The 12,704-nt window shown below is 62.7% G+C and carries 9 protein-coding genes and 2 pseudogenes; 3 read left to right on the forward strand and 8 right to left on the reverse strand.

The annotated features are described in order from the left end of the window. Positions 1 to 112: 112 nt before the first annotated feature. A pseudogene (locus NKI20_RS28940) lies at positions 113 to 259 on the reverse strand (heme exporter protein CcmB); the annotation flags it as partial. A 196-nt stretch (positions 260 to 455) separates the two neighbouring features. Next, entirely contained in the window at positions 456 to 1,082 is a 627-nt protein-coding gene (gene ccmA, locus NKI20_RS28945; RefSeq protein WP_352836900.1) for a heme ABC exporter ATP-binding protein CcmA, read from the reverse strand. A 285-nt stretch (positions 1,083 to 1,367) separates the two neighbouring features. Here ccmA and acnA point away from each other — a divergent pair, with 285 nt between their 5' ends. Further along, a complete protein-coding gene (gene acnA / locus NKI20_RS28950) occupies positions 1,368 to 4,058 on the forward strand; it encodes an aconitate hydratase AcnA (RefSeq protein WP_352836903.1) in 2,691 nt (896 codons plus the stop codon). A gap of 76 nt (positions 4,059 to 4,134) precedes the next feature. On the opposite strand, the pseudogene NKI20_RS28955 reads toward acnA, so the two are convergent. Next, positions 4,135 to 4,805, reverse strand: a pseudogene (locus NKI20_RS28955) (ceramidase domain-containing protein). A gap of 172 nt (positions 4,806 to 4,977) precedes the next feature. On the opposite strand from NKI20_RS28955, the gene NKI20_RS28960 reads away from it, so the two are divergent. After that, complete coding sequence (locus NKI20_RS28960; protein WP_352836906.1) at positions 4,978 to 5,748, forward strand: DUF1223 domain-containing protein; 771 nt, start codon at positions 4,978 to 4,980, stop codon at positions 5,746 to 5,748. A 12-nt stretch (positions 5,749 to 5,760) separates the two neighbouring features. Here NKI20_RS28960 and ubiA read toward each other — a convergent pair whose 3' ends face one another. Continuing rightward, a complete protein-coding gene (gene ubiA, locus NKI20_RS28965; protein WP_352836909.1) occupies positions 5,761 to 6,675 on the reverse strand; it encodes a 4-hydroxybenzoate octaprenyltransferase in 915 nt (304 codons plus the stop codon). A gap of 466 nt (positions 6,676 to 7,141) precedes the next feature. Here ubiA and NKI20_RS28970 point away from each other — a divergent pair, with 466 nt between their 5' ends. Then, positions 7,142 to 7,528: a DUF2794 domain-containing protein gene (locus NKI20_RS28970; protein WP_023758928.1), complete on the forward strand. Its 387-nt coding sequence runs from the start codon at positions 7,142 to 7,144 to the stop codon at positions 7,526 to 7,528. A gap of 135 nt (positions 7,529 to 7,663) precedes the next feature. On the opposite strand, the gene NKI20_RS28975 is transcribed toward NKI20_RS28970, so the two are convergent. From NKI20_RS28975 to NKI20_RS28990, 4 genes are all read right to left on the reverse strand, one after another. Next, positions 7,664 to 8,242: a GNAT family N-acetyltransferase gene (locus tag NKI20_RS28975; RefSeq protein WP_352836912.1), complete on the reverse strand. Its 579-nt coding sequence runs from the start codon at positions 8,240 to 8,242 to the stop codon at positions 7,664 to 7,666. Positions 8,243 to 8,403: 161 nt separating this feature from the next. Further along, on the reverse strand, positions 8,404 to 9,183 hold the full coding sequence (locus NKI20_RS28980) for a Bax inhibitor-1/YccA family protein (RefSeq protein ID WP_023758930.1): 780 nt from the start codon (positions 9,181 to 9,183) through the stop codon (positions 8,404 to 8,406). Between the two features lie 227 nt (positions 9,184 to 9,410). Then, the gene (locus NKI20_RS28985) at positions 9,411 to 11,960 is read right to left on the reverse strand and encodes an ABC transporter permease (RefSeq protein WP_352836916.1); all 2,550 of its coding nucleotides are present in this window, start codon (positions 11,958 to 11,960) and stop codon (positions 9,411 to 9,413) included. Continuing rightward, positions 11,960 to 12,655: an ABC transporter ATP-binding protein gene (locus NKI20_RS28990; RefSeq protein WP_352836919.1), complete on the reverse strand. Its 696-nt coding sequence runs from the start codon at positions 12,653 to 12,655 to the stop codon at positions 11,960 to 11,962. The genes NKI20_RS28985 and NKI20_RS28990 overlap by 1 nt, the downstream gene beginning before the upstream one ends. Positions 12,656 to 12,704 lie beyond the last annotated feature (49 nt).

Raw genomic sequence — 12,704 nt, forward strand, 5'->3', positions numbered from 1 at the left:
CCCCCCCCCCAAATTTTTTTATAAACCCACCCCCCCCCCCCAATAAAAAAATACCCCTCTGCCGGCCCCCCCCCCTTTGTTAAAACCCCCCCCCCCCCCCCCCCCCCCCCCCCGGGCCGATACGGGCAAGCAGCTTGAGATCCGGTCCGACCCCGAACGGGATGGTGGCGATGACGGCGAGGAAGAAGATGACGCCGGTCAACGCGCCGCCGCCGGCACGGATGTTGAGGCGGATGTCGCGCAGGAAGAGCGCTAGCATGATTTGAGATGCCTTCGCCCAGGCACCCCCCTCTGTCCTACCGGACATCTCCCCCTCAAGGGGGGAGATTGGCAGTTCATGCGTCTCGCCAGCCTTCGGACGTTGGAGATTAGCGAAAGCCGAGGTGACATCCGATCTCCCCCCTTGAGGGGGAGATGCCGGGCAGGGCAGAGGGGGGCGCCGTAGAGCGCCGACATCACCCTGCTACCCCCATCACCAATTCCGCCGCGCCTTCGATCCCCAGCGGCAGATGCGTCGCCGCGACAATCATCCCGCCCGCTCCGCAATGCCTCGTCATCAACCCCGAAAACCGCGCCTCCGAAGCCTTGTCCAACCCGGCTGTCGGCTCATCCAGCAGCCACAGCGGCCGATGACTGACCAATAGCTTGGCGATTGCCGCGCGGCGCCGCTGCCCGGTCGACAGATAGCCGAACGGCAGATGGCTGATGCCGCCAAGCCCGACCGATTCAAGCGCCTCTTCGACGTCCAGCTGCCCATCGCCGTTGAAATCGCGCCAGAAGCGCAAATTCTCCGCCACGCTCAGTGCCGTCTTCATTGCGTTCTGGTGGCCAAGGTAATGGCAGGCCGAGGCGACAGACGGAAACGCCTCGCCCCCATCTTCGATCTTCATGACACCTTCGATCTTCACGCTGCCCTGCGCCACCGGAAGCAGCCCGGCGATGACCCGCAGCAAGGTCGATTTGCCCGATCCGTTCGGCCCTGTGACGACAAGCGCCTGACCGTCCTCCAAGGCAAAGCCGATGCCCGAAAACACCGTGTCGCCGCCGCGTTCGCCGCCTAGATTTTCGGCGATCAGCCGCATTCCTCGCCTGCCTTGAAAACCATGTGTCGCGGCAGCTGCCGCATCGCACAAATTTGCTCTCCAACTGTCTAGAACTATTCCAGAAAATTCTCTATATGCGGTGCATCCGTGCCAGCGGTCGGCGCGGGAACAGAATTAGCGCCGAACCAGCGCACGCGCCGCCTTGAACGGCTCGGGTTGCTTGGGAACGGACAGCGGAAATGGCCGTACCCGCACCTTTGCGCGTGATTGCATGCCATCGGCGTCCGTTCCCTTTCAGGCTGAACAGACAAGGACGGATCGCACGTGTCAAAATCCCTCGACAGTTTCAATTGCCGCCGCACGTTGACCGCGGGCGGCGCGGAATATGCCTATTTCGACCTCATCGAGGCCGAGAAGAACGGCCTCACCGGCATCTCCCAGCTGCCCTATTCTATGAAGGTGCTGCTGGAGAACCTGCTGCGTAACGAGGACGGCCGCTCCGTCACCAAGGAGAGCATCCAGGCAGTTGCCGGCTGGCTGACCGACAAGGGCACTGCCGGTGTCGAGATCGCCTATCGCCCGGCCCGCGTGCTGATGCAGGATTTCACCGGCGTTCCGGCCGTGGTCGACCTTGCCGCCATGCGCGACGCCATGGCCTCGCTCGGCGGCGATCCGCAGAAGATCAACCCGCTGGTGCCGGTCGACCTCGTCATCGACCATTCCGTCATCGTCGACGAATTCGGCACGCCGCTGGCCTTCGCCCGCAATGTCGAGCTCGAATATGAACGCAACGAGGAACGCTACAAGTTCCTGAAATGGGGCCAGCAGGCGTTCCGCAACTTCCGCGTCGTGCCGCCTGGCACCGGCATCTGCCACCAGGTCAACCTCGAATATCTCGGCCAGGTGGTGTGGACCAACACCGAGGACGGCGAAACTACCGCCTATCCCGACACCTGCGTCGGCACCGATTCGCACACCACCATGATCAACGGCCTTGGCGTGCTCGGCTGGGGTGTCGGCGGCATCGAGGCCGAGGCGGCCATGCTCGGCCAGCCGGTCTCCATGCTTTTGCCCGAAGTCATCGGCTTCCGTCTGACCGGCAAGCTCAAGGAAGGCGTCACCGCCACCGACCTCGTGCTCACTGTCACGCAGATGCTGCGCAAGAAGGGCGTCGTCGGCAAGTTCGTCGAGTTCTTCGGCCCGGGCCTGTCCAACATGACACTGGCCGACCGCGCCACCATCGGCAACATGGCGCCCGAATATGGCGCCACCTGCGGCTTCTTCCCGGTCGATTCGGAAACCATCCGCTACCTCACAATGTCGGGCCGCAGCGAGGACCGCATCGCGCTGGTCGAGGCCTATGCCAAGGCGCAAGGGCTGTGGCGCGAGACCGGCTCGACCGATCCGGTGTTCACCGACCTGCTCGAGCTGGAGCTCGGCTCCGTCGTGCCGTCGATGGCCGGCCCCAAGCGGCCCGAAGGCCGCGTTGCCCTGGAAGACATCCCGGCAGGCTTCGCCAAGGCGATGGAGACCGAATACAGGAAGGCGGCCGAGCTATCCAAACGCTATGCCGTCGAAGGCACCGACCATGATCTCGGCCATGGCGACGTCGTCATCGCCGCCATCACCTCCTGCACCAACACGTCGAACCCAAGCGTGCTGATCGGCGCTGGCCTCCTGGCCCGCAACGCCAACCGCCTCGGGCTGAAGCAGAAGCCATGGGTGAAGACCTCGCTGGCTCCCGGCAGCCAGGTGGTCGCCGAATATTTGGAAAAATCCGGCCTGCAGAAGGAGCTCGACCAGATCGGCTTCAACCTGGTCGGCTTCGGCTGCACCACCTGCATCGGCAATTCCGGCCCGCTGCCGGCGCCGATCTCCAAGACCATCAACGACAAGGGCCTGATTGCTGCCGCGGTCTTGTCCGGCAACCGCAACTTCGAAGGCCGCGTCTCGCCCGACGTGCAGGCGAACTATCTGGCGTCGCCGCCGCTGGTCGTCGCGCACGCGCTGGCTGGCACCGTCACCAAGGACCTCACGACAGAGCCGCTCGGCGAGGACAAGAACGGCAACCCGGTTTATCTCAAGGACATCTGGCCGAGTTCGGCCGAGATCCAGGAGTTCATCGAAAAGAACGTCACCCGCGAGCTGTTCGCCCGCAAATATGCCGACGTCTTCAAGGGCGATGAATATTGGCAAAACGTCAAGGCGCCGGAAGGCCAGACCTATGCCTGGGACGACAACTCGACCTATGTGCAGAACCCGCCCTACTTCGCCGGCATGACATCAGGTTTCGGCAAGATCGGCGACATCAAGGGCGCTCGAGTGCTCGGCCTGTTCGGCGACAAGATAACCACCGACCACATCTCGCCGGCGGGTTCGATCAAGGCCGCCTCGCCGGCCGGCAAATACCTGACTGACCATGGCGTCGGCGTCGCCGACTTCAACCAGTACGGCACAAGGCGCGGCAATCACGAGGTGATGATGCGCGGCACTTTCGCCAACATCCGCATCCGCAACCACATGCTGGGCGAGAACGGCCGTGAGGGCGGCTACACCATCCACTACCCGTCGAAGGAAGAGGAATCGATCTACGACGCGGCGATGGAATACAAGAAGGAAGGCGTGCCGCTGGTCATCTTCGCCGGCGTCGAATACGGCAACGGCTCGTCGCGCGACTGGGCGGCCAAGGGAACCAACCTGCTTGGTGTCCGCGCGGTCATCGCCCAGTCCTTCGAGCGTATCCATCGCTCGAACCTGGTTGGCATGGGCGTCATCCCCTTCGTCTTCGAGGACGGCACGTCCTGGGCCTCGCTCAATCTCAGGGGTGACGAGCTGGTCGAGATCGATGGCTTGAGCACCATCAAGCCGCGCCAGACGATGATCGCCAAGGTCACCTATGGCGACGGCACGGTGAAGAACGTGCCGATCATCTGCCGCATCGATACGCTGGACGAGCTCGACTACTTCAAGAACGGCGGCATCCTGCAATACGTGCTGCGCGATCTGGCTGCTTAGGGAATAGGGACTAGGCAGTAGGGAATATGGGCCCCTACTGCCTACTGCCTACTGCCTACTGCCTACTGCCTACTGCCTACTGCCTAGCCTTCGGCGCTCCGAAACGCGCCGCTGCTGCCAGAAGCACGCCGAGCATCAGCCCGTTGAGGATGTGCCAGAGGAAGTGCGTGCCGAGCGGAAAGCTGCCGCAGACCAGCGGATCGATCATCCGGCAGATGACGGACATCACGAAGATCGCCGAGCCAGCCAGATTGTACCAGCCGGCGCGATTGCCGTTCGCCGCCACCAGCGCGCCGAAGAAGGCGAGCGCCAGGAACGGCGGCAGATAGCCAGTAGTGCCGTTGGAGGCCTGACGCAGCCAGTCCGGCACGGCCACGGTTATCGCTCCGGTAATGATGTAGAAGGCAATGAAGATGGCGACAGCCTTGCCCCATCGCATGCGAGGAAGCGGCGCAGATTGAACCACGTATAGGCCAGCGTGAAGCCGGCGATCGGCAGCACGTCGGCCCAGACCGTGCCCTTGGTGGCAAACGTGTGGAAGATCGTCGAGCCGATGCCGATCGCCACCACCCACCAGGCCAGCACTTCGGCGAAGTTCCCCGTGCCCAGCCTTCGTACCTCGCGCACGCCCCACAGGCCTGCGGCGATGAAGGCGAGGTTTGTCAGCGCATTGATCGGCTCGGACCAGAATTCCGGCCCGGTCCGCTCGCAATAGAGATCGACCGGCGTCAAAAAAGTTTGCCACATCGTGATTGCCGCCCGAATCGCTTCCACCCTGAAGCGCATAGCTTCTCCTATTGTGACGTCGCGGTCGGCTGCAACGGCAAAATTTCACCGCAACGTGACTTCCCGTTGACTTCCGCTTCTGCCACATATTTTAGCAATCAAGATAAAGCCGGCACCACCGGCGGAAATCGGAATGGCCATGGCCTCGCGAAAATCATTGTGGCTGGCAGCCCTTGCGCTGGCCTTCTCGGCGTTTGCCGGCGCCGGGCGTGCCGACGAGTCCGAAAGGCCCCAGATCGAAAGACCACTGGGCGTGGTCGAGCTGTTCACCAGCCAGGGCTGCACTTCCTGCCCGCCGGCCGATGTGTTGTTCGCCGAGTTCGCCGCCCGGGAAGACATCGTCGCGCTCGCCTATCACGTCGACTACTGGGACTATCTCGGCTGGCAGGACACGCTGAGCCGCAAGGAGAACACCGAGCGGCAATATGAATATATGCGCGCCTTCGGCAGCCGCTCCGTCTATACGCCGCAGGCCGTCATCAACGGCCGCGTCCACGTCAACGGCGGCAGCCGCGGCGAGGTCGATGGCGCGCTCGCCCGCATGGCCAGGAGCGGCGAGGGCATGCGCGTCGTCATCAAGGTCAGCCGCACCAGCGACCGCGTCATGATCGACACCGGCGATGCCGGCAGCGGTCCCAGCGATGCCCATGTCGTCATCGTCTATTTCGACCCGCCGCAGACGATCAAGATCGGCGAGGGCGAGAACACCGGCCGCAAGATGACCTACTGGAACGCGGTCACCGGCATCCAGACCGCCGGCATGTGGCACGGCAAGGCGCAGCGCTACGAACTACCGATGAGCGAGATCGCCAAGAAGGGCGGCTGCGCCGTGCTGCTGCAATCGGTCGGCAAGGATGGCCTGCCCGGTGCCATTCTCGGGGCTGCGTTTATTCATAAGCCTTGATTGTGCTCAGGCTCACCATGTCCCGACGAATGCCGCGCATGCCAAAAGCACGCCGGTCAAAATGTTTGACAGGAAAAGCCTGAAATTCAGCTCTGGGCGCTGAAGATCAATACGCCAGGCCTGCCAGGCGAGATGAGCGGCGATGACCGCCATTCCAGCAGCGTATGGTAGAGACATGCCCGACAACCAACCTCCCAGCGACCACAATGCGACAGTGAAGGCGTAGAACAGACCGATACACGCCTTCCCCCTTTGACCGAACAGGATTGCTGTCGACTTCAAACCGAGGCGAGTGTCGTCTTTCACATCCACGTAAGCGTAGACAGTGTCATAGCCAATTTGCCATGCGATGGCGCCGGTCCACATGACAATGGCACCAGGAGGGATGTGCCCAGTCACCTCGGCCCATGCCATCAGCATTCCCCAATTGAACGCAGCCCCCAGGACCACCTGTGGCCAGTGGGTGAATCGCTTGCAAAACGGGTAGATGAAGACAAGCGGCAGCACGCAAATCGCTATCAAGCGCGTGTATGGGCTCAAGAAAACCAGCAGCGCGGCTGAGAGCGCCAGCTCGACAATCAGGAAGGCAATGGCCCGGCGGATCCCGAACTGCCCGTTGGCCAACGGACGAAAGCGTGTCCGCTCGACATGCGCATCAAACTTGCGATCGGCGATATCGTTGACCGTAGAGCCGGCGCTTCTCATCAGCAGGGCGCCGAGAGAAAAGACGATCAATTGCCGGAAGACAGGAAATCCATGCGAGGCTTGGATAAGCGCGGCCAGGCAGGGAAAAAGCGTGAGCCATATCCCGACCGGCCGATCCAGGCGCGCGAGCCTTGTGTAGGGCCGCCATCCTGAAGGCAAGCGGCGATCAACCCAGTCACCGGGATGAATGTCGCTCAGGTCGGGGCGGCTCAATGCAGTCATCTGCGTGCCATCGTTTGGGACAACGACTTATGCGAAACAAGATCTTGAGGCGCAAGCGCCTAGAGCTCTCTCCGCCCGTCCCCCCAGACATGAAAAAACCGACGCCAGCTTGCTTCTGACGTCGGTCATTTAGGTTTTGGGATCGTCGCACCCGGTTCTTCCGAAGAAGAACCGAGGTTGGTTCGATCCGACGCAGACCCGTGGGCGGGGGGCTTGGGGTTTACGAGCCGGTGCCGGACCGAACCGTCTCAGGCAACGCCGGTAAATTCGTCGGACATTGGGGCATGAGCGCGGATAAAAAAAGGCAGAAATGTGGCGAAGCATCACCAATTCCAACAAGGCGTTTCATAAAAGTGACTGGACGTTGCGAAAACAGCGCAGTGCCGCCCTGCTTCGCCGGGCCTTGCAATTCAACCGCGAACACGCCAACTTTGGTTGGCAAAGATTCATTTTGAAGGATCGAGGCATGACCGATGACAGCGGCGGGACTGGGGATGGGGACGCATCCGCAATATTGATCCCGCTGCACGAGGCGCGACACGCGCGCCTCGATCAGCCGGTGCGATTCGACCGGCGTGAGCTGGACCAGATCCTCAGGCTCTACGGACGCATGGTCGCCGCCAACGAATGGCGCGACTACGCCATCGATCATCTCACTGACCGTGCCGTATTTTCCGTATTTCGCCGCACCAGCGAAGTACCGCTGTTCCAGATCGTCAAGGATCCGAAACTGGCTCGTAAACAGGGCGCCTTTGCCGTCATTGCGGCTGGCGGCCGCATTTTGAAGCGCGGCCAGGAACTCGGCCGCGTGCTTGGGATATTCGACAGCAAGCTGAAGCTGGTCGAAGCCTGAACTGGAGGCAGGGGAATTGATGAGCTGGAGAATTGAAGAACTGATGAACTGAGAAGCCCAGCGCGATTCATTAGCCGCTGTTTCTCTAATTCATCAATTCATCAATTCACCAATTCTTCAGTTCAATTCCTCAATTCATTTCCCTCCAAGCCCCTCGCGGAACTTCCGCTCCGGCAGTGATTCGGGATCGGGCGGCGCCGATGCCCCGCCATTCAGCGACAATTGCATGAACACCGTGTCCAGCCAGCGCCCGTGCTTGTAGCCGGAACCTTCAAGGCGTCCCGAATGGCGAAAGCCGAGCTTCTCGTGCAGCCGTACCGAGGCGCTGTCGGCATGGCCATCGCCGATCACCGCGATGATCTGGCGAAAGCCCGCTGCTTCCACCGCCTCGATCAGGCTTTGCATCAGCTTGAGCCCTACGCCCTGACCCTTGGCCTCCGGCGCGATATAGACCGAATCCTCAACGATGAAGCGGTAGGCGGGGCGCGGCCGAAAGGCACCGGCATAGGCATAGCCGAGCACGGCACCGTTCTTTTCCGCCACCAGATAGGGAAAGCCGCCGGCCATCAAACTGTCGAACCGGACGCCCATCTCGGCGCGGCTGGGCGCCTCCAGCTCATAGCTCGCCGTGCCTTGAGTCACTGCGGCGGCATAGATTTCCGTGATCCGATCGAGGTCGGCCGCTGTCGCGAGCCGTATCGTGACATTGCTCATTCTCTATCCGCGCCCTTGTCTGCCTTCGATAACAGCAAAGGCCGGTATAAAAGAAAAGGGCGGCCGTTGGGCCGCCCTTTGGAACTCGATGGTCCAGTCAGAACATGATCTCTAAAAGCTGAAACCGATCTTCGGAAAAGATCCGGTCCAGCTTAAAAAGCCTAGCGGCGGTCGCCCATGAACTGCAGCAGGAACATGAACAGGTTGATGAAGTCGAGATAGAGCCTCAAGGCGCCCATGATGGCTTTGCGGCCGGCGACATCCGAAGCATCGCCCTCGAAATACATCTCCTTGATGTTTTGCGTGTCATAGGCGGTGAGGCCGGCGAAGATCAGCACGCCAGCCGCCGACACGGCGAAGGACAGCGCCGACGAGTGCAGGAAGATGTTGATCACCGACGCGATGATGATGCCGAACACGCCCATGATCAGGAACGAACCCATCGCCGTCAGGTCACGCTTGGTGGTGTAGCCGAACAGCGACAGCGCGCCGAAGGCCGCGGCCGTGGCGAAGAAGGTCTGCGAAATGCTGGCCGTGGTGTAAACCAGGAAGATCGACGACAGCGACAGGCCGACAAGGCCCGCATAGACCCAGAAGGTAGTCTGCGCCGCCGAAACGCTCATCGACTGAACGCGGAACGACAGGAACATCACCGCCGCGAGCGGGGCAAAGATCACGACCCATTTCAGTGGCGAGCCGAAGATCGCATAGCCGAAGGAGGTCAGCATTTCGCCGCTTGACAGCGTCGCGACAGCCGAAGCCGGATCGGTGGTGGTGGCCAACATGATCGTGCCGACAGCGGCAAGACCGGTGATGAGGAGGCCAAGCCCCATCAGATTGTAGACCTTGATCATGTAAGCGCGCAGGCCCTGATCGATGTCAGCACCGACACCGACGCCGGGCACGGCGCGCGTCTGGTAGTTGCGAATGGGATCAGCCATTGAAGTCCTCTATTGCTTCTGCCCCGTCCGGTGTCAGGCCCTTTCAGACCCAGGCGCCGCTGGCAGGGCTCCAGCATGCCTGTCGCGAAATATGATGGTTATTCGCGTCAAGAACAAGACCGTAACCGGATGTAACGGTTCGTGAGACAACGAAGCGTCGATTTTCCGGCTTCCCAGACGGAATTCTTACCAAGATTTAATCCGGGACGGCCGTTTCGTGCCCGAGATCACAGGTTGCGCAGCACCGGTGCTGCCTTGTGGCCGAGCACCCGCCAGGTGCCGGCGAGACCAATGCCGACCGTGATCACCAGCGAGAACAGAATGGTTGCCACCGCCACCTCGGGCAGGAAATGCGACGGCAATGTCATGATGCGCGCGACGACGAACCAGGCCGCGGCACTGCCTGCGGCCAAGGCGAAGATCGCGGTGGCGAGCCCGATCAGCATGTATTCGAGGGAGAAGGCCGATATCAAAGTCCTGCGTGTCGCGCCAAGCGTCTTCAGCACCACCGCGTCATGAATGCGCGCCCGGTTGCCGGCGGCAAGCGCGCCGGCCAGCACCAGCACCGACGCGATCAGCGCCACGCCGGCGGCCGCCCGGATCGCCGTGCCGAGCTGCCCGACCAGCCGGTTGACGACATCGAGCGCATCCTTGACCCGCACCGTCGTCACCGCCGGGAAGGCGCGGGTGACGGCATTGAGGATGCGGGCGTCGTCGGCCGCGGAGGCATTCTTTTCGGTCAGCGTCGCAATCCAGCCATGCGGCGCGCCCGCAAATGTGTTTGGCGAGAACACCATGACGAAATTGATGCCCATCGTTTCCCACTCGACCTCGCGGAAATTTGCGATCCTGGCCGTGACATTGCGGCCGAGCACATTGACGGTGATGGTGTCGCCGAGCTTCAGCCCGATCTCCTTGCCTTCCTGCGCCGAAAACGAGACCAGCGGCTCGCCGCTATAATTGTCCGGCCACCAGCTGCCTTCGGTCAGCGTCGCGTTTTGCGGCTGCCTGGCGTCGTAGGTCAGGCCACGATCTCCCTTCAGCACCCAGGCGCCTTGCGCCGGCACCTTCACCTTGTCGACATCGACGCCGTTCAGCGCCATCACCCGGCCGCGCAGCATCGGCACCTTGGCCAGCGTCCCCTGCGGCGCCTCCTTGCCGATCAGCGCCGAGAAGGAAGCGACATCGCTGCTCTGGATGTCGACGAAGAAGAAATTCGGCGCCCGTTCCGGCATACTGCCGGAGATCTGCCGCCTGAGATTGCCGTCGATCAGCGCCAGCGTCACCAGCAGCGTCAGCCCAAGTCCCAGCGACAGCACAACCGATGGCGTCAAGGCGCCGGGCCGATGGATGTTGCCGATGGCGAGCCGCAGCGCCACGAACCGCACACGCGGGCTCTTCCTGGCCGCCCATTGCACCAGCGCGCCGACAAGGCGCAGCACCAGGAAAGCGAAGATGGTGGCACCGACGAAGATCGAGGCGATACGCTGATCGTCCGAGGATAGAATTGCCAGTGCCGCCAGCAGCAGCGCAATGCCGAGTGCCGCCGCGACATAGACAGGTCGTGGAGAACCACGGCCTTCAAGCCCCATCTCACGAAACAGCGCGGTGGCCGGCACGTCGCGGGCGCGGCCGAGCGGCAGCAACGCGAAGGCCAGCGTCACCAGCAGACCGAACAGTGCCGCCATGCCGAGCGCGCCGGGATAGAAGCCGCCCTCCGCCGGCACCGGGATGACCTGATGAAGAGCAGCGCCGGCCACGAACGGCATCAGCGCGCCAAGCACCAGGCCAAGCAGGATGCCGAGCGCGGCGATAATCAGGATCTGCACCAGATAGACGGCAAAGACAAAGCCACCCGAAGCGCCCAGGCTCTTGAAGGTGGCGATGACGCCGCGCTTGCCGTCGAGATAGGCGCGCACCGCATTGGCGACCCCGACGCCACCGACCACCAGCGCCGTCAACCCGACCAGCGTCAGGAACTGCGAGAAGCGCTCGATGTTGGACGACAGCGCGGGAGCGGCGTTGCTGCGCGTGCGGATCGACCAGCCGGCCTCCGGAAAATCCCTGGCCGCCTGGTCCTGGATGGCCCTGAGCCGCGCCTCGTCGGCGTCCGCCGGCAGGCGGACCTTGTAGGCATTTTCGACCAGGCTGCCCGGCTGGATCAAACCGGTGGCCGCCAGCCCTTCGGTCGAGATCATCAGCCGCGGCGCAAAGCCGAAGCCGTCGGAGACGGCATCCGGTTCGGCGGCCAGCCTGGCACGCAGTTCGAAAGTGGCGGTGCCGAGCTTCAGCCGGTCGCCGATCCTGAGATGCAGCCGCTCGAACAAGACGTCAGGGGCCGCGGCGCCGAAGACGCCGAACTCTTCACCGAACAGTTCCTGCTTCGACAATTCCGGTTCGATGTCCAGCGCGCCGTAGAGCGGGTAGGCATCGTCGACAGCCTTGGCCTCGACAAGCGCCTGGTCGGACCCGTCGGCGAGACGCGCCATCGAACGCATGCTGGCGGTTCTGGAAATCGCGCCCAGCCCGTCAAGAAAACTGCGTTCGGCCTTGCTGGCGTCACGCTGGTTGATCTGGAAGCGTAGATCGCCGCCAAGCAGCGTCTGGCCCTGATTGGCGACACCGGCGGTGATCGAACGCGCCACCGAGTTGACGCCGCCGATGGCCGCGACGCCGAGCGCGATGCAGGCGAGGAAGATGAGAAAGCCGGACAGGCCGCCGCGCATCTCGCGCAGCGAGAAGCGAACCGCGAGCCTCAGCGTCTGCGACAACGGCATCAGGCTGTCACCTTGGCGAGCGCCGGCACCTCGATCCTGCCCGACCGCATCGAAACCTGGCGCGAACAGCGCGCCGCAAGCGCCGGATCATGGGTGACCAGCACCAGCGTCATGCCGCGCTCGGCCGCCTTGGCAAACAATAGATCGGCAACTTGCCGCCCCGTCGCCTGGTCGAGGTTGCCGGTCGGCTCGTCAGCAATGAGAATGCGTGGCGACGGCGCCAGTGCGCGGGCTATCGCCACGCGCTGCTGCTCGCCGCCCGACAATTCGCCGGGATAGTGGGTGACGCGTTCGCTGAGGCCAACCGCCGCCAGCTCGCGCGCCGCAACCGAAAACGGATCGGCATGGCCGGCCAGCTCCAGCGGCACCGCGACATTTTCGAGCGCCGTCATGTTGGGAATGAGATGAAAGGATTGGAACACGATGCCAATGTTTCGGCCACGAAACGAAGCAATCTGGTCCTCGCTTTTGCCGTTGAGCAGCTCACCGGCAATTCGTACCGTACCCGAATCGACCCTTTCCAGGCCAGCCAGAACCATCAGCAATGTCGACTTGCCGGAGCCCGAGGGTCCGACGATGCCGGTCGCCTCGCCGGGCGCCACGTCGAGGCTGACGTCCTTCAGCACATGGACCAATGAGGCCCCCTCGCCAAGGGTCAGCGATACGTTTTTTAGCCCAATGACGGCTTCTGTCAAAATGAAAGCGTCCTATATGCGAGGATGAGGGTTCTGCTTGCCGGAAGCC

This window comes from Mesorhizobium sp. M0830 (genome assembly GCF_040319965.1).
In the GTDB taxonomy this organism is placed as follows: Bacteria; Pseudomonadota; Alphaproteobacteria; order Rhizobiales; family Rhizobiaceae; genus Mesorhizobium.